Here is a 24,196-nt window from a genome sequence, read left to right as displayed (position 1 = left end):
GCACCGAGGGCAAAGATCCTATTGCACCGAGCAGTTGGCCGGACCTAGGGTCGTGACCATGGCACCCTTCCTCTCAAACGAGGACAAAGGGGGCGACGCCGATGCCACGGCGCTCCCTCTCGTCCTGATCCACGGCCACCCCTTCGACCACACGATGTGGACCCCTCAGATCGCCGCGTTCTCCTCGCGACGGCGAGTGATCGCCCCGGACCTGCGCGGCTACGGCGCGTCTGTGGTGGTCCCCGGCGTCACGCCCCTCGCCACCTTCGCCGAGGACATCGCGGCGCTGCTGGACCACCTCGGGGTGGACCGGTTCATCCTCGCCGGACTCTCCATGGGCGGCCAGATCGCGATGGAGTGCTACCGGCTGTTCCCGGAGCGGATCCGGGGGCTGGTGCTGGCCGACACGTTCCCGACGGCCGAGACCCCGCAGGGCAGGAAGGCGCGCGCCGCGACGGCGGATCGTCTGCTGCGCGAGGGCATGGCCGGCTACGCCGACGAGGTGCTGTACAAGATGGTCGCCCCGTACGCGGACGCCGAGGTCGCGGCGCATGTGCGCCGCATGATGACCGCTACGCCGCCCGAGGGCGCGGCGGCGGCCCTGCGCGGACGGGCCGAGCGCCCCGACTACCGCGACCTGCTGACCCGCGTCACCGTGCCCGCCCTCGTCGTCGTGGGCGCCGACGACGAGTACACCCCGGTCGCGGACGCGGAGGCGATGCACGCGGCGCTGCCGCACTCGACGCTCCGCGTGATCGCCTCGGCGGCCCATCTGCCGAACCTGGAGCGACCGAAGGAGTTCAACGGGGCACTGGCGGACTTCCTGGACGGACTCGACGCCTGAGCAGACGCCCCACCCGTCGGTGAGGGAGGATTCGGGCACCCCACGCGAACGAGCGGAAGGCGGGCCGAGACGTTGAGACTGCTGAGACCGCGGTGACTGCCCCGGCGGGGTCCGAGGACCGGCCGACGCGGTCCGGGGGCCGACGGGCCGCGGCCTGGGCGAGCGGGCTGCTGCTGGCCGGGGTGAGCGTGGCGGTCGGATGCCGGGCCGCCGACAGCGACGGCATCACCCCCGTGCCCCAGCTGCTCGCCTTCCTGCCCTGGCTCCTCGCGCCCACCGGCCTCGCACTCCTGCTCGCCCTGTTCGCCCGCCGACTCATCGGCATGGTGTGGGGTGTGCTGGTGCTGGGCGCGCTCGCCTGGTACATCGAGCCCTACGGCAGGACCAGTGAGCCGACCGGGAGTCCGGTCGCCGAACTGCGGGTGATGACGTCGAACGTGCAGTTCGGAAGAGGCGCCCGCGCGCTCGTCGCCGCCGTCGAACAGCGCCGGCCCGACATCGTGTTCGTGGAGGAGTGCGAGTACACGTGCTCCGCCGCGCTCAAGAAGGCCTTCCAGGGCCCGGGGGGCGCCTATCCGTACCGCGTGTCCGTCGAGGGCGCCGGATCCGACGGCTCCGTGATCATCAGCCGGTTCCCGCTCGCGGCGGCGGACGGCGTACGCGGGACGATGGGCATGCCGGGGGCCGTGGCCGACGTACAGGGGCACGCCGTACGGCTCCAGCTCGCGCACCCCATGCCGCCGCTGCCGGGGCAGGTCGGACTGTGGCGGCACGAGCTCGGCGAACTGCGCGACTACGCCGCCGGGGGCAAGGACAGCTCCACCATCCTCGCCGGGGACTTCAACGCCTCCCAGGACCACGCCGCGTTCCGCCGCATCCTCGACACCGGACTGCGCGACAGCGCCCGCCTGGCCGGCTCCCCGCGCACCCCCAGCTGGCCCGCCCGCACCGCCCCCACCCTCGGCGCCCAGATCGACCACGTCCTCGTCTCCCGGGACTTCTCCGCGAACGCGGCCACCTTCCTCGGCATCGCCGGCAGCGACCATCGCGCACTCGTCGTCGATATCACCCTTCACCAGCACGAATGAGCCCCCGGAGCGGTGGTGCGATGCGGTCATAATGGGTCCATGCCCCGCCAGTTGCCCAGTGTTCTCACCCCTCCCGACTGGCTGGTCAGGAACCTCCGACCGCAGCAGGCCCCCATGCCCTGGGCCGCCGCCGCGCGCGCCGCGATCGCGCTGGCCCTGCCGCTGGCGATCGGCCTCGCGGCGGGCGAACCCGCGTACGGCGCCCTCGCCTCCATGGGCGCCCTGTCCGGCGTCATCGGCGACACCGCGGACGCCTACCGCATGCGCATCTTCAACATCGCGGTCCCCCAGCTCTTCGGCGCGATCGGCGTCACCATCGGCTCGCTCGTCCACGGCCACGGCTGGGTCGCCGTCGGCGCGGTCACCGGCGTCGCGCTCGTCTCCGGGATGATCTCGACGATCGGCGCCGTGGCGTCCGTGTCCGGCCTGCTGCTCCTGCTCAACTGCTCCATCGGCGCCGGACTTCCCCTGCCGGGATCCTGGTGGCTCGCGCCCGTGCTGATGTCCGGCGGCGGCCTCCTCGTCCTGGCCCTGGCCCTGCTCGCCTGGCCGCTGCGCTCGGGCATCCCCGAACGGGCCGCCGTCGCCCACACCTACCGGACCGTCGCCGACCTGCTCGCCGCGACCGGCACCGAGCGGTACGTCGACATCCGCCTCGCCGTCACCCAGTCCCTCAACCAGTCCTACGACCTCGCCCTCGCCCGGCGCGCCTTCCACCACGGCCGCAACCCCGAACTCGCCCGGCTGCTCGCCCAGCTCAACGCCATCACGCCCGTCGTCGAAGCCGCCCCGGCGGCCCACCAGTTCGACGAGCCGCTGGCCCCCGAGGTCCCGGACGCCCTGCGCCACCTCGCCGACGCCGTCGAGACCGGATACACCGGCCCCATAGCACTCGGCCTTCCGGTCCCCACCAACGAGACCGCTCGCGCCGTCGACCACGCCCTGCGGCACGCCGCCGGCGTCGTCAGCGACGGGTCCACCGGCAAGGCGTCCCCCCGCAATGTCGACGACCGTCTCGGCAGGCCCGCCGCCAAGCTCTCGGCTTCGCTCGACCAGGGGGGACCCCCATCCCTGCGCGTCCGCGCCACCCGCGCCTCCCGCAACGTCCTGCTGTCCGCCGCCTCCTGGCGCTACGGCCTGCGCCTCGCCCTCTGCATCGGCCTCGCCCAGGCCCTGGTCTCCCTCGTCCCGGTGCCCCGCTCGTACTGGGTCGCCCTCACCATCACCTTCGTCATGAAGCCCGACTTCGGCTCGGTCTTCTCCCGGGCGCTGCTGCGCGCGCTCGGCACGGTGGCCGGCCTCGTCGTCGCGGCCGTCGTCCTCGCCCTGGTGCCGCTCGGCTGGTGGGACGTGACGGTCATGTTCGTCCTCGGCCCGCTCATCCCGGTCCTCGGCCGACGCGGCTACGGCTACCAGACCGCCGCCGTCACCCCGGTGATCCTCCTCCTCTCCGACGTCCTCAACCAGCTGGGCACCGCCCTGCTCGTGCCACGCCTCGTCGACTCCCTCATCGGCTGCGCGATCGCCCTCGTCGCCGGCTATCTGCTGTGGCCGGAGAGCTGGCACACCCGGGTCGGCGACCGCCTCGCGGACGCGGTCGCGGACACCGCCCGCTATGTGGAGTACGCCTTCGGGGCGGACGTCGACCCCGCCGCCCGCGCCCGGATGCGCCGCCGCCTCTACCGCGACCTGTCCGCCGTCCGCACGGAGTTCCAGCGCGCCCTGAGCGAACCGCCGCCCAGCGGCCGACGCGCCGCCGCCTGGCTGCCGCTGGTCGTCGCGGTAGAGCGGATTGTCGACGCGACCACGGCCGCCGGGGTACGGATCCGGCACGGCGCCCAGTTCCCCTCCCCGGCCGAGATCTCCCACGTCGCGCTGCAGCTGCGGGAGTTGTCGGACGGGCTGCGCGAGACCGACACCCTCGTCGCGGTCCGTACGGATCTCACCGGGCCGGCCGGCAGTGTGCTGGAGCCACTGCGCCAGGAGGTCGCGGCGGCCCGCGCCATCGCGTCACCGCACTGACCGCCCGGAGACGGCAGCCACGCCGTCCGGTCCGGAAACAGGGGGGTGCGGGCCGCCCGTGCAGGGGACGGCCCGCACCTGTGGGGGGTGGGGACTGGCTGTAGACGGGTCAGGTGATCAGCGGGCGTTGCTCTTGCTCAGGGCCTTGTCCAGCGCCTGTGCGAGACCGTTGGCCCAGAGCTGGTTGACGCGCGAGCGCTCGGTCGCGTTGGGGATCGCGTTGGTGCAGGACGGGCCGGGGCCACCGCCCGACATCAGCTCGCTGCACGGACCGGAGTAGTGGTCGGGCAGACCGAGCACATGGCCGGTCTCGTGCGCGGTGATGCGGATCGGGTCGTACTGCTCGCTCTGCGCGTAGTCGAGGAAGACGTACCCGCTGCCGTGGCCGTCCGTGGAGGCGTAGGAGCCACGCGAGTCGTTGCCCTCGCGGTAGGTGAAGTCGGCGCTCGACGCCGAACCCGACTGGAGCTTGACGTTCGAGACCGCGCTGTTCCATATCTGGGTGCTGCGGGCTATCTCCGCGCTGAAGGACGGCGCGCGGGAGGCGTTGTAGACGACCGTGACGGCGGCGGCGCTGCTCGGGTTCGCGGCGCGCTTCTCGGCGACGGACCTGATGACCGCCTGGAAGAACGCCTGGTTCGCCTTGGCCTCCGCGGCCGATCCGGAGTAGCCGGCGTACGGGGCCGACACGGAGGCGGAAGCGGAGGCGGGGGCCGCCGTGGCCGGAACCGCGCCGAACGTGGCGGCCGTGAGGCCCAACCCGACCGCGGCCGAGAGCATGGGCAGGGAGAATCGCACGATGACTCCTTGTGTGGGGGTGGAAGTCGTCATCGGTGAGTGTCGATGCCTGTGCGTCCGCTGTGATGATGGCAATCGGCGATAGGACAGCCCTATCGGGACGAGCTGCCCGCACCGTCCCGGAGCGCCCAACTCGCCTGCCTTGCAAGGGATTTGTGCGTCTGGTGCAACCCACGCTTCCGACTTAGGCTCCGGCGGCATGGAGCTTGAGGTCCGGCATCTCCGCGCGTTGTGCGCCATCGCCGACACCGGCAGCCTGCACCGCGCCGCGCGCCTGCTCGGCGTTGCCCAGCCCTCGTTGAGCACCCAGCTGCGGCGGATCGAACAGGAGCTGGGCGGGGAGCTGTTCACCCGCGAACGTACCGGCTGCCGACCCACCCCGCTCGGCCGGGTCGTGCTCGGCCGGGCCCGCCCGCTGGTGGCCGAAATGCGGTCCCTGGTCGCGGAGGCCCGCGCCGCCGCCGCGGACGACCCCCAACTGCGCATCGGCTCCACCGCGAGCCGTGCCCTCGCGGGCTGGCTGCGCCGACTGCGCGAACGCCGCCAGGAACCGGTCCTCCAGATGGACGTGTCCGCGAACGCCCTGCTCAACCTGGTCGCCGAGGGCCGGCTCGACGTGGCCTTCGTGCACGAGGTCGAGGGCTGCCCGCTGCGCATCCCCAGCGGACTGCGGCTGCGCGTCCTGGTCGAGCGCGAGCCCCAGTTCGTGTCCCTGCCGCACGACCACCCGGCCGCCGCACGCTCCGTCGTACGCCTCTCCGACCTGGCCGAGGACCGCTGGATGATCGATCCGACGGTCGACGGCGAGTGGGACGCGGTGCACCGGATGCTGCGCTCGGCCGGGCTCAACCCCCGTGTCCTGCACGGCGATTACCACACGACGGCGTCCCTGGTGGCGACCGGTGAGGTCATCACGGTCTGCCAGCCGACCCGCCAGTCCGGCCCCGAGACGGTGGTACGCAGACTGTACGGCGACCCCCTCGGCGTACGCCTGCTGCTCGCGGCCCGCACCGAGGCCGAGCTGGACGGCGTCTATCCGGACCTGGCGGAGGCGTACCGGGAGACGGCACAGCAGTCCCCGGCGTACCGGGAGTGGCTGGAACGCAGCGGCGTGGACAACCCCGTCCCAGCCCTCCCCTGAGCCCCGAGATTCCCGAGGCGACGTTCGCGACCGCGGCCTTAGACCCCGATGTCGCAGCCGTCCGTGCGCCACACCGAGACGACCGCCGGGCGCACGATCTTCCCGGGTCCGTCGGGCCAGTCGCTCGCCGGTTTCTCCACCGACGCGCCGTCGATCTCGCCCGGGTGCTGGACCGCGACGAGCACCCGCCGGTCCTGGATGATCGGCCCGCAGGTCTCCGCGCCGGTCGGCACCGTCAGGAACTGCTTCAGCTCACCGCGCCGCTCGCCCTTCGTCGCCACGCCCAGCAGGCCGTCGTGCGAGCCGAGCTGGTTGCCGTCCGTGGAGATCCACAGGTTGCCGTGCGGATCGAAGGCCACGTTGTCCGGGCAGGAGATCGGGCTGACCCTGTCCTTCGGGAAGCCCGCGAAGTAGGTCGCGGGGTCGGCCGGGTCGCCCGCGACGAGGAACAGCGACCAGCCGAAGGTGGTCGCCTCGGCGCGGCCTCGGCGCTCGGTGAGCTCCAGAATGTGTCCGTGCTTGTTGGCGTTGCGCGGATTGGCCTCGTCGGCGGCCGCGGACCCGGCCTTTCCGCGGTTGGTGTTGTTGGTCAGAACGACATAGACCTTGCCGGTGTGCGGGGAGGGCTGGATGTCCTCGGGCCGGTCCATCTTGGTGGCGCCGACCTTGTCACCGGCGAGCCGCGTGAAGACGAGGACCTCCTCGACCGTCATCCCGTCCACGTGCGAGACGGCCCCGCGGGCGGTCGCGGTGACCAGTGGAATCCACTCACCACCGCCGTCGAACTCCCCGTCGGCCGGAAGCTTCCCGCTCCCGTCGATCTCGGCGGCGGGGGAGTCGCCGGTCAGCCGGGCCACGTAGAGCGTCCCCTCGTCGAGGAGGGAGAGGTTGTGCTCCCGGACGGAGCGCGAGGAACCGTGCCGCATCCGCTTGCTGCCGACGAACTTGTAGAAGTAGTCGAAACGCTCGTCGTCGCCGGTGTAGACGACGGGCCGCCCGTCGTCCGTCAGCCGCACGGTCGCGGCCTCGTGCTTGAAGCGGCCCAGCGCGGTGTGCTTGCGGGGCGTCGAGGAAGGGTCGTACGGGTCGAACTCGACGACGTATCCGAAGCGGTGCGACTCGTTGGGCTCCTGCGCCACGTCGAACCGCTTGTCGAACCGCTCCCACTTGCGCTCGGTCGCGCCCGTCCCGAGCCCGTACCGCTTGTCGGTGTCACGGCTCGCGCCCGCGAAGTACTGGTTGAAGTTCTCCTCGCCGTGCAGCGTGGTGCCCCAGGGGGTGGTGCCGCCGGAGCAGTTGTTGAGCGTGCCGAGCACCTTGCGGCCGGTCGGGTCCGCGGAGGTCTTGAGCAGGTCGGACCCGGCGGCGGGGCCGGTGAGCCGGAACTCGGTGGTGGCGGTGACACGACGGTTGAGGGCGTGCCGGGTGACGGCGGTGAGCCGGCCGGTCCTGCGGTCCTCCTCGACCACGACGGCGGACAGACCGTGGGCCGCCCACGCCACCTCGACCTGCTCACGGGTGGGGTTCGCGGGGTCGTAGCCGCGGAACATCAGTACCTCGTCGGTGTACTCGTGGTTCGCCACGAGCAGCTGCCGGCCGCGCTCACCGGGCAGCGGGAGGAGAGCGAGGAAGTCGTTGTTGTAACCGAACTGGCCGGCCTGGGCCTTGGCGGTCTGGTGCTCCGGGTCGAAGGCGGGAGCGCCGCGCAGGATGGGCTCTCCCCAACGGATGACGACATTCTGGCCATATCCACCGGGGACGGTGACGGCGTCGGCGGTGTTCGGCGCGACGGGGCTGAACCGGAGCCCGCGCGCGGCCTTGTCGACCGTGTGTCCGGTACGGGCCGCGACGCCCCCTTCCACCGCCTGAGCGGCCCGCGCGTCCTGGGCGCCGGTGCCGACGACCGCCGCACCCGTCGCCGTGGCGACCGTGACGACGGCCGCGGCCCGCATCATCGAACGGCGGCCGATGGCACCGGCGATGACATCACCGACGTACGCGTTGTCGCTGGTGTTGGGCACCTCGTGGAAACAGGCGTCACCACAGCGGAACCGACAGGTCAGGGCGGATCGCCCACCGGGATGCGAACCGGGCGTTCCGATCAACGGCAGCAGTCTGCGCACTTTACTCTCCCCATACGAACCCTTGGTGTGAGCGTGACGCTAGGGGGGTGCGGGTGCAAGCACCCTGCGGCCGGGTGAACAGAGTGTGAACCTCCCGCTCTCGCAGGGGTCTTGATAACGCTCTTGACACCGCTACCTGTCGGTACCCGACCCTGCCCAAGATCGCCGGAGACGGCCGCTAACCTTACGTGTCCGTCCTGGCCAGGGATTGACGGCTTCAACTCATGCGAAGGGTTGCGCACATGGGCATTCTCACTCTCCTGCGGAACGCGTTCGGCCGCTCACGCCAGGGGCGTGACGCCGACGCGGAGACCTCGCCGACGGAGGCTACGGCCCCCACGGTCCCGGCCCCTGCCACCGAGCCGGAGCCCGCACCGGCTCCTGCTCAGGAGGCCGAGCCGAAGATCCCCGCACCTTCGTCGGAGCCGTCCGTGGTGGACGAGCTGGTGTCGGCGGCCTTCGACAACGTCACGGTCCCCAAGCCGGCGGAGCCGGTATTGGAGGAGAAGGCGACCGAGGCGACGGAGGAGACGGAGGAGGAGCCCGAGACGGAGCCGACTCCGACTTCCGCTTCCGCTTCCGCTTCTGCTTCCGCTTCGATTCCGTCTCCGGCTCCGGATCCCGAGCCGGTGAGCGCCGCCGAGGTCGAGACCGAGGTCGCGGCGGAGCTCGAGGCCGAGCCGGTGGCCGAGCCCGAGGTCGAGGTTCCGGCCGAGGCTGAGGTCGAGGCGGAGGCCGTGGTCGAGGCGCCCGCGCCCGAGCCGGAGCCCGTGGTCGAATCGGAGCCGGTCGCCGAAACCCCCGAGGTGTCCGCCCCGGAGCCCGAGCCCGTGGCCGAAGAGGCTCCCGAGCCCGTGGCCGAGGAGGTCTCCGAGCCCGAGCCGGAACCCGTCATCGAAGAGGCCCCCGCTCCCGTCGCCGAGGAGACCCCGGAACCGGTCGCCTCGGAGGCCTCCGAGCCCGTGGCCGAAGAGGCTCCCGAGCCCGTGGCCGAGGAGGAGCCCTCGGAGCCGGTCGCCGAGGAGACCCCCGCCCCGGTCACCGCCGAGGAAATCCCCACCGAACCGACCGCGGAACCGGTCACCGAACCGGTCGCGGAACCAGTCGCGGAACCGGTCGCGGCCTCGGCGAACGAGCCGGTCGCCGCCGACGGCGATCAGCCCCCGGCGGGGCCACCCGCACCCGACGACGAGAGCGTCACGGGTGGTGCGGGCGGGGAAGAAGACCCGGCCGAAGGCGAAGCCGAGGCCGGAACGACCGGCACCCCCGCCACCGCCCTCACCCAGGTCAAGACCCACGCCCCCGACCTCGCCACCGCCTACGAACAAGCAGGAACGGCCCTCGCGAAGAGGGACCTCACCGGCACCCGGGCCAAGGTCTACCTCGTCCTCGACCGCTCCGCGTCCATGCGCCCGTACTACAAGGACGGCTCCGCCCAGGCCCTCGGCGAGCAGGCCCTCGCCCTCGCCGCCCACCTCGACCCCGAGGCCAAGGTCCAGGTCGTCTTCTTCTCCACGGAACTGGACGGCACCGGCGAGCTCACCCTCTCCGAGCACGAGAACAAGATCGACGACCTCCACGCCGGCCTCGGCCGCATGGGCCGTACGAGCTACCACATCGCGGTGGAAGAAGTCGTCACGCACCACCAGAAGTCCGGCACCACCGACCCGGCCCTGGTGATCTTCCAGACGGACGGCGCCCCGGACGCCAAGACCCCCGCCACCCAGTCCCTCACGGACGCGGCGAAGGACCACCCCACCGTGTTCTTCTCGTTCGTCGCGTTCGGCGAGCAGGACAACAAGGCGTTCGACTACCTCCGCAAGCTGAAGACCGACAACACGGCCTTCTTCCACGCGGGCCCGACCCCGCGTGAGCTGACCGACGCGGAGGTCTACGAGGGCGTACTGGAGAACTGGCGCCCGTAGCACTCCGTAGGCCCAACAAGAACAATCCGAGGCCGCCCGTTTCCCACCCCTTGAAAAGGGAAACGGGCGGCCCACCCATGTCGGCTACGATTTCAAGGTTCGCAAGACGACCGACGGTACGACCAACACCGACGATCGTCACCCCACGTAACGACACGTAACGACTTGGGAGCAGCCGCGATGGCTCGACACCTCATCACCAGCGCCCTTCCGTACATCAACGGGATCAAGCACCTGGGCAACATGGTGGGGTCCATGCTCCCGGCGGACGTGTACTCCCGGTACCTCCGCCAGCGCGGCCACGACGTCCTCTACATCTGCGCGACCGACGAGCACGGCACCCCGGCCGAGCTGGCGGCCAAGGAGCAGGGTCTGCCGGTCGACGAGTTCTGCGCACAGGCGCACGACGCGCAGAAGGCGGTGTACGACGGCTTCGAGCTGGCCTTCGACTACTTCGGCCGCAGCTCCAGCCCGCAGAACCGCGAGATCACCCAGCACTTCGCGCGCCGCCTGAACGAGAACGGCTTCATCGAGGAGCGCGCGATCCGCCAGGTGTACTCCCCGGCGGACGGCCGCTTCCTCCCGGACCGCTATGTGGAGGGCACCTGCCCCCACTGCGGCTACGACAAGGCCCGCGGCGACCAGTGCGAGAACTGCACCCGCGTCCTGGACCCGACCGACCTGATCAACCCGCGCAGCGCGATCTCCGGCTCGACGGATCTTGAGGTCCGCGAGACCAAGCACCTCTTCCTCCTCCAGTCGAAGCTCCAGAGCGAGGTCTCGGAGTGGGTGGCACGCCACGAGCACGAGTGGCCGCAGCTCGCCTCCTCCATCGCCCGCAAGTGGCTGACGGAGGGCCTGCACGACCGGGCGATCACCCGTGACCTGGACTGGGGCGTCCCGGTCCCGGCCGACATCTGGCCGGAACTGGCGGCGGAGGGCAAGGTCTTCTACGTCTGGTTCGACGCGCCGATCGAGTACATCGGGGCGACGAAGGAGTGGGCCGACCAGGACCCGGAGAACCGCGACTGGAAGTCCTGGTGGTACGAGGCGGACACCGGCGAGAACCCGGTCCGCTACACGGAGTTCATGGCCAAGGACAACGTCCCCTTCCACACCGTCATGTTCCCGGCCACCGAGCTGGGCGTGCGCGAGCCGTGGAAGAAGGTCGACTACGTCAAGGCCTTCAACTGGCTGACGTACTACGGCGGGAAGTTCTCCACGTCCCAGAAGCGCGGTGTCTTCACCGACCACGCGCTGGACATCCTGCCCGCGGACTACTGGCGCTACTTCCTGATCGCCAACGCCCCCGAGTCGGACGACTCGTCCTTCACCTGGGAGCACTTCACCGCCACGGTGAACAAGGACCTGGCCGACACCCTCGGCAACTTCGTCAACCGCGTCCTGTCCTTCTCCAAGAAGCGCTTCGGCGAGGAGGTCCCGGCGGGCGCCGAGGCGGGCGAGGCGGAGGCGAAGCTCGGCGAGGAGATCGCGGGCCTGCTGGCCGAATACGAGACCCAGATGGAGGCCCTCCAGTTCCGCAAAGCCGCGGCGGCGCTGCGCGCCCTGTGGTCGGCGGGCAACTCCTACCTGGAGGAGAAGGCCCCCTGGCTGGAGATCAAGACCGACCCCGACGGCGCGGCCCTGACCCTGCGCACGGCGATGAACCTGATCCACCTCTACTCGGTGGTCTCGGAGCCCTTCATCCCCGCGTCCTCCCGCGCGATGCGCTCGGCGTTCGCGCTGACGGACGACACGGCGGTGTGGGTGTCGGCGGACGAGGCGAGGTCCCTGTCCTCCGTCCCCGCGGGCACCCCCTTCACGGTTCCCCCGGTCCTGTTCGCCAAGATCACGGACGAGGACCTGGAGTCGTACAAGGAGCGCTTCGGCGGCGCACCGGAGTAGTGAAGGCGTAGCGCGGGGCCCGGCACCGAAGAGGTGCCGGGCCCCGCGCTTTTCCCGTCCTGCGTCTCACTCCTCGGCCGGAAACCGACCCCGCTGGTGACATGCTCTTGACCACCCGTATGGTTTCGCCATGGCAGTCCCTCCGGTCATCCCGATCGCCTACGAGCCGAAGTCCCGCACCGAGAGCATCGGTCGCTACGCGGACGGCCAGTTCCTGGCGTCGATCACGTACGCCTTCCCCGAGGGCTACCGTCCCGACGATGGCTGGGAACAGCACAAACGCCTCTACACGGTGCTGCACACCTTCGACGCCGAGGGCCGCTACCGCGACTCGGAGATCTGGTGCGCGGGCACCTGGGCCGAACAACAACTCGCGCCGGACGGACCGGACTCGGTGCTCTCCCGGGCCAGGGCCCATCTCGCGAAACTCCTGCGGAGCCTGCCCCGCCGCTCCTACACGGACATCGCGATCCGTCCCTTCCAACGCACTGTCGACGGCATCCTGTTCGGCCTGGTGATCAGGGAGGACGAGGAGGAGGCCTGGGCCGAGCTCTACCCGGACCGTCTCGCGTTCGCCGAGCCGTGGAACGGCCAGTACGACACCTGAGCCGCGCGGCGGCATCCGAGGACCTGGCACCCGGGACTTTCCGACCCCGGGCGCCCTTGGCGTCCCCTACGAGGTCAGGACCGCACCGGTGGTGGTGGCCAGCTCGGTGGGCAGGTTCTTCGCGGAGGACTGGATCCCGGCGTTCAGGGTCGGCGTCCAGTTCACCGTCGTCTTCAGCTTCTTCGAGTTCGCGGCGTTGTACGCGGCGACGAGGTCGGTCGAGGTGCCGTTGACCAGGTTGCCGCCGCCGGCGATCGAGCCGGTGCCGTCGCCGCTGAGCAGCTTGGAGATCTTCCCGCCCGTCGGGACCTTCCAGTAGTTGTCCTCGGCGACGACCTGGGCCTTGGCACGGGAGTTGATGCTGTAGAGGGGCGCGTACCCGTTGACGGTCGTGGTGTCGAAGTAGTTGTTGTAGATGTGCACCTGCCCGATCCGGGTCAGGGGAGCCCGCTGAACGATCCCCTTCCACACGTTGTGGTGGATGGAGACGCGCAGCTTGCCGACGCTGTCGGTGTCGCTGCTGCCGATCAGCATGGTCTTGTCGTGGTTGGTGAACTGGTTGCGCTCGACGGTCACCAGGTCCGAGCCCTTGGTGATGTCGAGGTCACCGTCGTGGATCTGGTACTCGCGGCCGTAGTACTTCGGGTTGGCGCTGTCGAAGTGCGGCGCGTCGGTGAAGGTGTTGTGGTCGGCCCACACGTGCGTCGCTCCGCGCAGGGTGACGGCGTCGTACGCGGAGTTCCAGTTGCCGCTGTCGCCGTCGGTCGGGTCCCACTGCGGGAAGCAGTCCTCGGTGGCGGAGAAGGTCAGATTGCGGATGATGACGTTGTCGACGCTCTGCACCTGCAGACTGCCACCGGTGATCCCGGCCTTGGTGCCCGGCACACCCACGACGGTGGTGTTGGCGGGCACCTTGAAGACGATGTTCTTCGCCTGCTTCTGCTGCGCGGCGTCGCGGGCCTTCTCCTGCGTGCCGGAGGGCAGCTTGGAGGTGCCGTACGTGGCCGGGTCGTAGGCCTTCAGATAGGTGGCCGTCGCATACCCCGTACCGGCGGAGTAGTCGGCGCAGGTCAGCTTCTTGCCCGAGTCGTCGGTGTTGGCGTCGATGACGCCCTTGACCTGAATGATCTTCGGCGTGGAGTTGTCGGCCTTGCCCAGTGCCTTCACGAGCTGGGCGCGGGTGCTGACGGTGTAGACGTGCGAGGAGTCGGCCTGCGAGCCGCCGGTCGTCCCGGATCCGGACGCCGCCCAGCCGTCCTTGGCGGGCAGCACCTGGTGCGCGAGGTCGACCGTACCCGCGTTCGCGTTCATCACGAATGCGACGGCGCCGAGACCCGCGGCCGTGACGGCGGCGGCGGAAACGATGACGACGCGACGCTTGCGGAGGGACCTGCGGTGCGAGGGGGATGCCACGGATGAGTCCTTACGTGGTGGTGGAGCACGTGTCGTGGTGCGCGAAGCCCCGCTGAACGGTGCTTCTGACTCATCAGTGGCCGCGGAGATCGGAAAGGTTGCCGCTCTTTTCTCAACTCGTCGCGCGGATGATGCCGTCACCTACCCCTTCGCGTCACGCGGCGGCAGCTCACCGATGCGATACAGGGGCACCGCGCCCTCCTTGGGACAGACCCACACCGCCGCCCCCTCGACGACCGCGGCACTCAATGGATGCGAGTCCGGGTGCACGGAACATTCGGGCCACACCGCCGGCTTTCCGTCCCCCCACAGCGCTTCCACGGCCCAGTCCTGCACCCCGTCCGCGACCTCGGCGAGCCCCACCCCGTACACACCCTGACCAGAGCCGTCGGGGGCGTAGAGCATGAGCCCCGGGTAGTCGTCCTCGGGCTCACGGACATCGGGCTGCACGGAACACTGGGCCCGAAGGTCGCGCAGCACGGCATCCAGGTCGCGCCTGAACGCGTCGTCGGCCGTCACGACGTACGGTCCGCACGGATCCGGGTGAGCAGCGCGGCGAGGCCGACCGCGGATACGGGAAGTATTCGGTCGGGGTCGTCGCTTTCGCGGAGGAGCAACGTGTCGTTGTGGTGAGCGAGTTCGACGCAGTTACTTCCGTCGCTGCCGCTGGAATAGGTCGACTTCTGCCACTGGATCACGTGCTACAGCTCCTTCGCCAGACGGTGGATGTAGTCCCGGGAACGGGAGGGGTCGAGGGACACCGTCTCCACCTTACGAAAGAGCGTTCGCATGGACAGGAGTTGTGCGGCCGCGTCCATGAATGCCGAACCCTGCGGGGTGTCGCGCTGAGCCGTGTCCAGCTCGGGAACCCTGCCGCCCGCGTAGAGAATCTCCGCGCTGGCTCCCGCGAAGCCGTCCACGTCGAACGGGATCACTCGTACCGTGACACCGGGAGCCTCCGACTGCTTCAGGACCACGTCGAGTTGGGCTCGCGCCGCGCGACGGTCGGCGACGCGTGTGCGCAGCACGGGCTCGTGCAGCACGACCGTGTATGGAGTCGTCCCGAGGACCGCCTTCCGGCGCATCCGGTGCTCCACCCTCAGCGTGAGCTCGCTCTCGGGCAGCTCCGGGCGCCAGTACGCGATGACGGCACGCGCGTAGTCCTCGGTCTGGAGCAGACCCGGGACATGCGCGGTCGAGATCTCTTCGATGAACTTCGCGTGGTGCTCCAACTCGGCCAGGTCCAGAAACACCGGCGGTAGCGCCTTCCGGTACTCCTCCCACCAGCCGCGCGTACGGTCCGTCGCCAACGTGACCAGCGCGTCAATCAACTCCGGGTCCGTGCAGGTGTAGTGAGCGGCGAGCCTGCGCACCCGCTCCTCACTCACCCCGGCGATCCCCGCCTCCATCTGGCTCATCTGGGCCGAGGTCGACCCCAGGAACTCGGCCACCTGCCGGGCCGTCAGGCCCGCGGCGTCCCGCAACCGCCGCAGCTCGGTACCGAGACGGACCTGACGCGCGGTCGGCTGGCTCCTCGGCGGCATACGGACCTCTCCTCTCCACGCCCCTCGTCCGGGGTCAGATTACGCGAGCGGCTTGCGATGGCAGAAATTAATGCCCTACCGTCAGTGACGCAACGCACACTCTGCGAAACCCCGGGGCACCGGAAGCGCACCGCACCGTCATGCCACGACGGCCGCGACATGCCACCGCCATCCCCCTCCCCCCTCACCCCCAGGAGTCCCGCATGCCCGAACCCCGAACAGCCCCCGCCCCCTGGGAGTACACCCTCTACATCCCCAACGACCCCCGTGCCGTGACGATCTGCCGCCGCACCCTCCGCCTGATCCTCGCCGCCCATGACCTCCCCCAGTTCACGGAAGCCGCCGAACTGCTGGCGACGGAGCTGGTCACCAACGCCGTACAGCACACGAAGGGCCCCGCCGCCCTACGCCTCCGCGCGGAGAACGGAACGCTCCGCATCGGAGTGTGGGACGCGGACCCCACGCCACCCCACCCGCCCCGACACCCCGCCCCGGACGCCGAATCAGGCCGCGGCCTCGCACTTGTCCACAGCTGTGCAAACACCTGGGGGTGGGTACGCCAACGGGACGTCAGAAACCTCATCGGCACCGGCAAGTACATCTGGTGCGAACTGACCGCGGCGGCGTGAACGTTTCATCGACCCCCGAAAGAGTGATCCCATCCCGTCCGCCGAACACCCGGCCCAAGATCCCCCTAGGTTCCGCCACATGGTCACATCAACCCACGAGGTCTCGCACCGGATCTTCGCCAAGCATCCAGAGACCCTCACGCCCGTCTTCGAGGCGCTCGGTGTCCCGCCACCGACGAAGTCGGACATCAGGGAGATCACCCCCGACGCGACGGAGATCCGGCCGCTGGAACGCCGGGTGGACACCGTGCTCAAGGTCGAGCCGCCCGAGGGGGAGCACTATCTGCTCGCCATCGAGGCCCAGACCAAACGAGCACCGGACAAGGCCACGAACTGGGCGTATTACGTCGCCTATCTGCGCGCGACGTACGACCTGCCGGTACTGCTCGTTGTCGTCTGCCGGGACCGCTCCACCGCGGACTGGGCCGCCGGGCCCTTCGAGTGCGGGGTGGGCCCTTGGACGACACAGGTCACACGCCCGTTCGTACTCGGTCCCCGGACGGTTTCGGAGATCACGGATCCATCGACCGCGGCCCGGCGGCCAGGGCTTGCAGTGCTCTCGGCCATCGTTCACAGCGACAGCAGGAGAAGCGCCGCCATACTGGACGCGGTGGCCGACGGATGGCGGTCCTTCGACAAGGACACTCAGGCGTACTGGTTCGAGACAATGGAAATCGCCCTGGCGAACACCCCCGCCAAGGCGAAGTGGAGGGAGTTGCAAATGCCGGTCGGCAGTTACTACCCGGGCCAGGGAACCCTCATCGAGGAGAAGTACCTGGAGGGCAAGGCCAAAGGCGAGGCCAAGGACCGCGCCACGCTGATCCTGCGCGTGCTGGAGAAGCATGCTGTCGACGTCCCCGAGGACATCCGGGAACGCGTCACCTCATGCACCGACCTCGACACCCTCATGCTCTGGTTCGACCGGTCCCTGACCGCCACCACGGCCGAGGAACTGTTCACCGAGGATCCTGAGGACACCGCCGACCGGACCTGAACGCCGAAACCCGAGGCCTGGGCCCGATCTTCAGAAGCGCCCGCCGAATGCACCGGGCCCGCCCATCGGGCCGCCCCCGTGCGGGCGGCTGAGGCCGTCGAGGAGGGCGTCGGCCAGGATCACCCCGCCGGCTCCGGCCGCGCCGACGACGAGGGCTGTTTTCCACCAGGGGGCGCTGTACCAACCGCCCGGCATCCGCCGGCCGCCCACGACCCCGCCGGGGTAGTAGTACGGCGTCGCGTCGCCGGGGCGGGGCGAGGCGGCGTAGGTCCGGCCGTCGATCGTGACGTGGCCGTCCCGGGCGGTGACCGAGCCCGTGCCCAGGTCGGGGAGGGCGGGGCCGGGGTCGAGGCCGAGCGAGGTGCGGGCGGCGCGGAGGTAGTGCAGGCCCTCCAGGGCCGTCTGCGAGGCCATCGCGTACTGCGCGCCGGAGCGAGCCGTGGCCAACTGACCCTGCGCGGCCCGGTGGCGCTCGGCGGCGTCGGTCAGCGCCTGCGCCGCCGTCGCGTCGCCCCGGTCGTCGAGCGTCGACAGGCTTCCGCCGAGCCGCTCCACCCAGCGGTGGGCCTCCGCCTCCGCGTCCAGGTCGGACACCGCGCCGTACGGCTGCGACAGCCGTCGCTGGTAGGCGACCGCGGCCACCGCTCCGACGATCAGCAACAGTGCGACCAGTACGACTCCCATGGCTTCCTCCGGCGCTTGCGATGTCCCGGTACGGCGCGAGGTGGCCTCGCCCGCCTCCCCCCATCACACGCTCCGCCACTGTGCACCCCCGCCGAACCGCCTGTGCGTCCACGGTGAACCTCGCCATACGCCCAGTCCCGGCGCCCGTACGGCCCAAAGGGCCCGGAACCAGTGGAGTTCCGGGCCCGGGTCGAGCGAGCCGGTGGGTCAGCTCGCCGAGGGCGACGCCGACGGGCTCGGCTGCGTGTCCGAGCTGTCGTGCGTCTCGTCCGGGGCCACGCCCATCGTCAAATGGGCGCGAACTCCCTTCGCGATGTTCCTCTTGTCGTACTTCAGGTACAGGAGGCCGCCCGTGTGGCCGTTCTGGGGGTAGATCGTGTCCTCGGTGAGCGTGGTGCGCGTGCTGGTGTTGGTGGAGTACGGGGCGACCTCCGCCGACGCCAGCACCGACTTCTCGTCGAAGAAGAACTGGCCCGTGTGGCAGGTGTGCCCGCCCTCGTAGCCCGCGTCGGTCCAGGTGCCGTCCACGTGCACCTTCGTGTGGATGTGGACGGCGCGGCCCTGGTACCAGCCCGGGAAGATCGTCTTGAAGGTGACATGGCCGTGCCGGTCCGTGTGCCAGGTGCCGCGCAGGAAGCGGTCGTCGTCGGTCGGCTCCTGATGGCCCCCGCCACCACCGCCCGGGCCGCCGGTCGGAGGCTCGCCGGTCGGGGTGCCGGAGGGCGGCGGGCCCGTCGGGGCCGGGCCGCCACCGCCGTTGCCGCTCGACTCGTAGCCCGAGTAGACGCCCGTCGCGCTGCAGTGCCAGATGTCCACGGCCGCGTTCCTGAGCGGCTTGCAGGTGTCCGCGTCGATCACCTTGAGTTCGAGGGTGAGCGGAATGCCCTCCTGGTCCTCGGTGATGTCCCGGCGGATCTTGTCGGCGTCTATGTAGTACGGGCCCTCGACGAGCTCCGAAGTGAGCGTGTAGCACGTTTCCGCCGAAGCGGGCGTCTTCGGAGCGGCCTCCTCCGCCGAGGCGTTCACCGACAGCGCGCCACCGACCCCCACCGCGGTCACCGCCGCGCCACTCGCCATCAGGACCGTACGGCGAGCCAATTTCCCTCTGTTTTCGGGTACTTGAGAATCCGTCATGACCCGGGACGGTAGAGGTGGGAAGCCTGGGAGAATATTGGAATGCGCTGTGAAACGTGGTGCGCAAGGGAAAGGGCTCGAAACCGGCGTCGGTTTCGAGCCCTTCGGCCTGGCTGAGGCCGCACTGCCTACTTCGGCTGCGGCTTCCGCACCGACAGGTGCAGCTCGCGCAGCCGCGTCTCGTCCAGCTCCGTCGGCGCGCCCATCATCAGGTCCTGCGCGTTGCCGTTGAGCGGGAACGCGATCGTCTCGCGGATGTTCGGCTCGTCCGCGAGGAGCATGACGATGCGGTCGACGCCCGGGGCGATCCCGCCGTGCGGCGGGGCGCCGAAGCGGAAGGCGCGCAGCATGCCGGCGAACTGCTCCTCGACGGTGTCACGGTCGTAGCCCGCGATCTCGAAGGCCTTGAGCATGATCTCGGGCTCGTGGTTGCGGATCGCGCCGGAGGACAGCTCGACGCCGTTGCAGACGATGTCGTACTGCCAGCCCAGGATGTCCAGCGGGTCCTGGGACTCCAGGGCCTCCAGGCCGCCCTGCGGCATCGAGAACGGGTTGTGCGAGAAGTCGATCTTCCCGGTGTCCTCGTCTTTCTCGTACATCGGGAAGTCGACGATCCAGCAGAACCGGAAGACGTTTTCCTCGAAGTTGCCCGAGCGCTTCGCGGCCTCGACCCGCACCGCGCCCATGATCTTCGAGACCTCGTCGAACTCGCCCGCGCCGAAGAACACCGCGTGGCCGGGGGCCAGGGAGAGGCGCTTGGTCAGCTCGGCGACGTTGTCCTCGGTGAGGAACTTGGCGATCGGGCCCGTCAGTGAGCCGTCCTCACCCACCCGGACCCAGGCCAGGCCCTTCGCGCCCTGCTCGACCGCGTAGTCGCCGAGGCCGTCGAAGAACTTCCGGGTCTGACCGGCGACGTCCGGCACCGGCAGGGCGCGTACGTGCTTGCCGGCGAAGGCCTTGAACTCCGAGCCCTCGAAGATGTCGGTGATGTCGACCAGCTCCAGCTGGGCGCGCAGGTCCGGCTTGTCGGAGCCGTACTTCAGCATCGCCTCGCGGAACGGGATGCGCGGGAAGGGGGAGGTGACATGACGGCCACCGCCGAACTCCTCGAACAGCTCCGTCATCAGCTTCTCGATGGGCTGGAAGACGTCCTCCTGCTCGACGAAGGACATCTCCACGTCGAGCTGGTAGAACTCGCCCGGCGAGCGGTCCGCGCGCGCGTCCTCGTCGCGGAAGCAGGGCGCGATCTGGAAGTAGCGGTCGAAGCCGGAGATCATCAGCAGCTGCTTGAACTGCTGCGGCGCCTGCGGCAGGGCGTAGAACTTGCCCGGGTTCAGACGGGAGGGGACCACGAAGTCGCGCGCGCCCTCGGGGGAGGTGGCGCTGAGGATCGGGGTCGCCATCTCGTTGAAGCCCAGCGCCGTCATCTTGTGACGGATCGCGGAGATCACGGCCGTACGCAGCAGGATGTTGCGGTGCATGCGCTCGCGGCGCAGGTCGAGGAAGCGGTACTCCAGGCGCCGCTCCTCGTTGACGCCGTCCTCGGCGTTGATCGTGAACGGCAGCGGGGCGGCGGCGCCGAGCAGCTCGACCTCGCTCACCTCGACCTCGATCTCACCGGTGGGCAGGTCCGGGTTGACGTTCTCCGCGCCACGCGAGACGACCTTGCCGTCGACGCGGACCGTCGACTCCTTGGAGACCTTGTCGAGGGCCTCGTAGGCGGGCGTGCCGGGGCGGGCGACGAGCTGCGTGATGCCGTAGTGATCGCGCAGATCGATGAAGAGGATGCCGCCCAGGTCTCGGCGATTGTGCAGCCAGCCGCTCAGCCGGACGTCGCTGCCGACGTCAGAGGCGCGGAGCTCGCCGCAGGTGTGGGACCTGTACCGATGCATCGTCGTTCATCCAGTCTTCGCGGATCGGGGTCTGTTTCACATGAGCTTGGGTCTGTTTCACGTGAAACTTCCGGGCCGACGCCCGGATCCCCCAAGGGTACCGGCCGCCCAAAGATCACCACCCCGAATACTCTCGGTGGCACCTTCCGATCACCTCTTCATAGAGTGGGTCAATGCGCACTGGTGAGCCCCTGCCCGCCGTGGGGGACGTACTGGCCGCCCTTGCGACCGGCGTGTGGCGCTGGGACAACGCACACGGGCAGGTCACCATCGACGCCGAGGCCGCCCGGCTCCTCGGGTTGCCCGCGGAAAGGACGACGGTCACCGAGGTGGCCATGCGCTCCCGGTTCCACCCGGCCGACTGGAACGAGGTCGTCAGCGTCGTACAGCTCGCCGTCGCCGAGGACACGCTCGCCGAGGTCCGGCTGCGGATCATGGACGAGCACGGGCGGGTGATCCGTACCGTGCGCAGCCGCTCCAAGCCGACCGTCGACCCCGAGACCGGGGAGTTCATGCTGTTCGGCACCCTCCAGGAGGTCACCGAGACCTCGGGGGCCACCGCGGCGCGCACCCCGCTCACCGGCGACTGGCGACGCTCGCGCGAGGCGTTCCTGCTGGACGCGGGGCGGGCGCTGGCCGAGGCGCGGTCCACGGCGGAGGTACTGCGGGTCGCGGCGGGGCTGTCGATGCCGGGGTTCACACCGGACGGGCTGGCCGTCTTCGGCGTGGACGGAGATCGGCTCACCGTCGTCGGCCACCACGGGCAGAAGCCGGGAGACGAGGGCCCCTTCACCCATATGTCCCTGGCCACCGACTACCCGGCCGCGGAGGTCGTCCGCACGGGCCGCGCCGTCTATCTCTCCTCCCCGAACGACTACAAGGAGCGCTACCCGGTCTCCTGGCCGCTCGCCGAACACTTCAAGCGGGAGTCCTGGGCCTTTCTGCCGCTGACCGTCGCCGGGCGCACGATGGGCGCGTGGATGGCGGCCTTCACCTACCCCGTCAGCTTCACGCCCGACGAGCGTTCCGTACTGACGACCGTGGCCCGGATGCTCGCACAGGCCCTCTCCCGGGCCGTGGCCGCCGAGACGGAGCGGGAGCTCACCGACGGCCTGCAGCGCTCGATGATGCCCACCCTCGGCCCGCAGATGCCGGGCATGGGGGTCGCTGCGCGCTATGTCCCCACCGGCGGCGGCCTCCAGGTCGGCGGCGACTGGTACGACGTGATCCCGCTGCCGAGCGGCCGCTTCGCCCTGGTCATCGGGGACGTCCAGGGCCACGACGTGCGCGCCGCCGGGCTGATGGGCCAGCTCCGTATCGCCCTGCGCGCGTACGCCTCCGAGGGCCACCGGCCCGACGCGGTCCTCTCCCGGGCCTCGCGGTTCCTGTGCGGGATCACGGACTCGGTGACGTACGGCTCCACCGGCGAGAGCGGCGGCAACACCTCGGACCCGCGCTTCGCGACCTGTCTGTACGTCGAGGTGGACCCGGCGACCGGCATCCTGGACTTCGCCCGTGCGGGCCACCCGGACCCCGCGATACGCATGGCGGACGGGACGGTGCTGATACGGCCCACGGCGGGCGGACTGCCGCTCGGCATCGACCCGGACGCCGACTACCCCACGACCCGGCTCGCCCTGGAACCCGGCGAGACCATGCTGCTGTGCACCGATGGGCTGATCGAGACCGGCGGCCACGACCTCGACACCGGATGGCGCCGTATCCGCCACATCCTGGAGTCCCACGACGGCGACCTGGAGGAGCTCGCCGACGCGCTGGTCCAGGGCGTGCACGGGCCCTCCTCGCACCACACCCCCGGGCCGCTGGCCGACCGGCGCGAGGACGACATAGCCGTGCTGCTGCTGAGCCGGCAGGGCAAGGAGGACGGCGACACGGTCGAGGCCCCGCTCTCACTCTCGGTGCGACGCACCGCGCTGACCGTGGCGCAGGCCGAGCCCGAGCGGATCTCGGGGGCCCGCCAGCAGCTGCGCGAGATGCTGCACGACTGGGCCTCCGACGACCAGCGCGACTCGGCGGTCCTCCTCGTCTCCGAGATGCTGACCAACGTCCTCGTCCACACCGACGCCGACGCGCTGCTCGTCGCCGAGGTGGCCGGCGGTGCGGACGACCGCCGGATGCGGGTCGAGGTCACCGACGCCAGCGACGACCTGCCGCACCGCCGCCACCCGGGCGAACTGGCGTCCTCCGGGCGCGGGCTGATGCTCGTGGAATTCCTCGCCGACGCCTGGGGCGTCGACCCACGGGGCGAGGGCAAGAGCATCTGGTTCGAGTTCTACGAGGCGTCCGGTGGGGACGAGGCGTCCGGTGGGGACGGGGAGGCCGGTGCAGACGAGGCGTTCGGTGGAGACGGGGCGGCCGACTCGTAGTGGGTCCGTAGCTCCGCGAGGACCCCGAACCCGGCGGCCGTCAGCGGTACGGCGAGCAGCATGCCCAGGATGCCCGCGACGGACGCGCCCGCCGTGATCGCCAGCATCACCACCGCCGGATGCATCTGCACGGTCCGGCTCTGGATCACCGGCTGCAGCACATGCCCTTCGAGGACCTGCACGGCGAGCACGACCCCGAGTGCCCACAGCGCGATCACGAACCCCCGGTCGGCGAGCGCGACCAGCACGGCCACCGCGCCGGAGAGGAACGCGCCGAGGTAGGGGATGTACGCCCCCACGAAGACCAGCGCACCGAGCCCGACCGCGCCCGGGACGCGCAGGATCAGCAGGCCGATCGTGATGCACAGGGCGTCGATCAGGGCGATCACCGTGGTCCCGCGCATGAAGCCCTGGACGCCGTCGAAGGCGCGGCGGGCCATGGCCTCCACCGTGTCCGCGGTGCCGTGCGGCGCCAGCGAGCGCAGCAGCCCGACGACGCGGTGGGAGTCGCGGAGGAAGAAGAAGACGAGCAACAGGGCCAGTACGGCCATGGCGATGGACTCGCCCACCACGCTCACGCCACTGATGACGTTGGACGCGGCCGTCCCGCCGAACTTGGTCAGCAGGTCCTTGGCATGGGCGGCGAGGTCGTCGAGCGAGGTGCCCGCCGCACCGAAGTGCTGGGTGACGGACCGCGCGGCCAGCCTGAGCGAGGCGATGATCTGGTCCCCGCTGTCGATGAGCGCGGCGACCACGATGTAGACGGCGCCGCCGACGACCACGACCACCGCGACACAGGTGAGCCCCGCGGCCAGCGACCGGTTGACCCCGACGTCCACCAGCCGCCGGTGCATCGGCCCGAGCAGCGCGGTGCCGAGGAGCGCGAGCAGCACGGGCACGACCGCCGTGCGGAACTCCCCGCACAGCCGGATCCCGACCCACGCCACACCGGCGACGAGCAGGATCACGGCGCACCAGGCGGCCAGCCGCCGGGCGCCCTCGGGGAGTAGCTGCACGCTTCCACCCGACCACGCGAGGGCCGGGCCGTCCCGCCGGGACGGCCCGG

The 24,196-nt window shown here is 70.4% G+C and carries 20 protein-coding genes; 10 read left to right on the top strand and 10 right to left on the bottom strand.

Annotated elements, in window-relative coordinates:
- Window positions 1–58: 58 nt before the first annotated feature.
- From ACZ7M3_RS24780 to ACZ7M3_RS24770, 3 genes are all read left to right on the top strand, one after another.
- Window positions 59–844, top strand: coding sequence for an alpha/beta fold hydrolase (locus tag ACZ7M3_RS24780; protein ID WP_472065718.1), 786 nt, complete (start codon window positions 59–61; stop codon window positions 842–844).
- 92 nt (window positions 845–936) lie between these two features.
- Window positions 937–1,932: an endonuclease/exonuclease/phosphatase family protein gene (locus ACZ7M3_RS24775; RefSeq protein ID WP_472065717.1), complete on the top strand. Its 996-nt coding sequence runs from the start codon at window positions 937–939 to the stop codon at window positions 1,930–1,932.
- Window positions 1,933–1,971: 39 nt separating this feature from the next.
- The gene (locus ACZ7M3_RS24770; RefSeq protein WP_472065716.1) at window positions 1,972–3,954 is read left to right on the top strand and encodes an FUSC family protein; all 1,983 of its coding nucleotides are present in this window, start codon (window positions 1,972–1,974) and stop codon (window positions 3,952–3,954) included.
- A 117-nt stretch (window positions 3,955–4,071) separates the two neighbouring features.
- Here ACZ7M3_RS24770 and snpA read toward each other — a convergent pair whose 3' ends face one another.
- Window positions 4,072–4,752, bottom strand: coding sequence for a snapalysin (gene snpA / locus ACZ7M3_RS24765; RefSeq protein ID WP_472065715.1), 681 nt, complete (start codon window positions 4,750–4,752; stop codon window positions 4,072–4,074).
- Window positions 4,753–4,951: 199 nt separating this feature from the next.
- Between snpA and ACZ7M3_RS24760 the strand changes: the two genes are divergently transcribed.
- On the top strand, window positions 4,952–5,893 hold the full coding sequence (locus ACZ7M3_RS24760; protein ID WP_452963208.1) for a LysR family transcriptional regulator: 942 nt from the start codon (window positions 4,952–4,954) through the stop codon (window positions 5,891–5,893).
- A gap of 38 nt (window positions 5,894–5,931) precedes the next feature.
- On the opposite strand, the gene ACZ7M3_RS24755 is transcribed toward ACZ7M3_RS24760, so the two are convergent.
- Window positions 5,932–8,016, bottom strand: coding sequence for a PhoX family protein (locus tag ACZ7M3_RS24755; RefSeq protein ID WP_472065714.1), 2,085 nt, complete (start codon window positions 8,014–8,016; stop codon window positions 5,932–5,934).
- 242 nt (window positions 8,017–8,258) lie between these two features.
- Between ACZ7M3_RS24755 and ACZ7M3_RS24750 the strand changes: the two genes are divergently transcribed.
- The 3 genes from ACZ7M3_RS24750 (at window position 8,259) to ACZ7M3_RS24740 (ending at window position 12,453) form a co-directional block, all read left to right on the top strand.
- Complete coding sequence (locus ACZ7M3_RS24750) at window positions 8,259–9,941, top strand: VWA domain-containing protein (protein WP_472065713.1); 1,683 nt, start codon at window positions 8,259–8,261, stop codon at window positions 9,939–9,941.
- 180 nt (window positions 9,942–10,121) lie between these two features.
- Window positions 10,122–11,846 (top strand): methionine--tRNA ligase, encoded by a 1,725-nt coding sequence (gene metG, locus ACZ7M3_RS24745; RefSeq protein WP_472065712.1) that lies wholly within the window; start codon window positions 10,122–10,124, stop codon window positions 11,844–11,846.
- Window positions 11,847–11,976: 130 nt separating this feature from the next.
- The gene (locus tag ACZ7M3_RS24740) at window positions 11,977–12,453 is read left to right on the top strand and encodes a hypothetical protein (RefSeq protein WP_472065711.1); all 477 of its coding nucleotides are present in this window, start codon (window positions 11,977–11,979) and stop codon (window positions 12,451–12,453) included.
- A 66-nt stretch (window positions 12,454–12,519) separates the two neighbouring features.
- On the opposite strand, the gene ACZ7M3_RS24735 is transcribed toward ACZ7M3_RS24740, so the two are convergent.
- From ACZ7M3_RS24735 to ACZ7M3_RS24720, 4 genes are all read right to left on the bottom strand, one after another.
- Window positions 12,520–13,866 (bottom strand): pectate lyase family protein, encoded by a 1,347-nt coding sequence (locus ACZ7M3_RS24735; RefSeq protein WP_472065710.1) that lies wholly within the window; start codon window positions 13,864–13,866, stop codon window positions 12,520–12,522.
- A 141-nt stretch (window positions 13,867–14,007) separates the two neighbouring features.
- Window positions 14,008–14,385, bottom strand: a complete 378-nt coding sequence (locus ACZ7M3_RS24730; RefSeq protein WP_472065709.1) for a hypothetical protein — start codon at window positions 14,383–14,385, stop codon at window positions 14,008–14,010.
- Entirely contained in the window at window positions 14,382–14,564 is a 183-nt protein-coding gene (locus ACZ7M3_RS24725; protein WP_472065708.1) for a DUF397 domain-containing protein, read from the bottom strand. The genes ACZ7M3_RS24730 and ACZ7M3_RS24725 overlap by 4 nt, the downstream gene beginning before the upstream one ends.
- Window positions 14,565–14,567: 3 nt before the next feature.
- Window positions 14,568–15,410: a helix-turn-helix domain-containing protein gene (locus ACZ7M3_RS24720; protein ID WP_472065707.1), complete on the bottom strand. Its 843-nt coding sequence runs from the start codon at window positions 15,408–15,410 to the stop codon at window positions 14,568–14,570.
- Window positions 15,411–15,613: 203 nt separating this feature from the next.
- On the opposite strand from ACZ7M3_RS24720, the gene ACZ7M3_RS24715 reads away from it, so the two are divergent.
- Window positions 15,614–16,039: an ATP-binding protein gene (locus tag ACZ7M3_RS24715; RefSeq protein WP_358734885.1), complete on the top strand. Its 426-nt coding sequence runs from the start codon at window positions 15,614–15,616 to the stop codon at window positions 16,037–16,039.
- Window positions 16,040–16,118: 79 nt separating this feature from the next.
- Window positions 16,119–17,033, top strand: a complete 915-nt coding sequence (locus tag ACZ7M3_RS24710; RefSeq protein WP_472065706.1) for a hypothetical protein — start codon at window positions 16,119–16,121, stop codon at window positions 17,031–17,033.
- Window positions 17,034–17,063: 30 nt separating this feature from the next.
- Here the strand turns inward: ACZ7M3_RS24710 and ACZ7M3_RS24705 are convergent, their stop codons facing one another.
- The 3 genes from ACZ7M3_RS24705 to aspS all read right to left on the bottom strand — a co-directional run bounded on the left by ACZ7M3_RS24705 (window position 17,064) and on the right by aspS (window position 20,743).
- Window positions 17,064–17,717 carry a hypothetical protein gene (locus ACZ7M3_RS24705; protein WP_472065705.1) on the bottom strand — a complete coding sequence of 218 codons (654 nt, stop codon included), beginning with the start codon at window positions 17,715–17,717 and terminating at the stop codon, window positions 17,064–17,066.
- A gap of 207 nt (window positions 17,718–17,924) precedes the next feature.
- Window positions 17,925–18,851, bottom strand: a complete 927-nt coding sequence (locus ACZ7M3_RS24700) for an intradiol ring-cleavage dioxygenase (protein ID WP_472065704.1) — start codon at window positions 18,849–18,851, stop codon at window positions 17,925–17,927.
- A 128-nt stretch (window positions 18,852–18,979) separates the two neighbouring features.
- Window positions 18,980–20,743 carry an aspartate--tRNA ligase gene (aspS, locus tag ACZ7M3_RS24695; RefSeq protein WP_054234171.1) on the bottom strand — a complete coding sequence of 588 codons (1,764 nt, stop codon included), beginning with the start codon at window positions 20,741–20,743 and terminating at the stop codon, window positions 18,980–18,982.
- Window positions 20,744–20,916: 173 nt separating this feature from the next.
- Between aspS and ACZ7M3_RS24690 the strand changes: the two genes are divergently transcribed.
- Window positions 20,917–23,130, top strand: coding sequence for a SpoIIE family protein phosphatase (locus ACZ7M3_RS24690; protein ID WP_472065703.1), 2,214 nt, complete (start codon window positions 20,917–20,919; stop codon window positions 23,128–23,130).
- On the opposite strand, the gene ACZ7M3_RS24685 is transcribed toward ACZ7M3_RS24690, so the two are convergent.
- Window positions 23,037–24,146 (bottom strand): AI-2E family transporter, encoded by a 1,110-nt coding sequence (locus ACZ7M3_RS24685; protein ID WP_472065702.1) that lies wholly within the window; start codon window positions 24,144–24,146, stop codon window positions 23,037–23,039. The genes ACZ7M3_RS24690 and ACZ7M3_RS24685 overlap by 94 nt on opposite strands.
- Between the last annotated feature and the right edge of the window lie 50 nt (window positions 24,147–24,196).

The sequence above is a fragment of the Streptomyces sp. NPDC111656 genome (assembly GCF_055656965.1).
The sequence above is the reverse complement of the archived record's forward strand: the minus strand, read 5'-3'. Positions and strand labels throughout refer to the sequence as shown.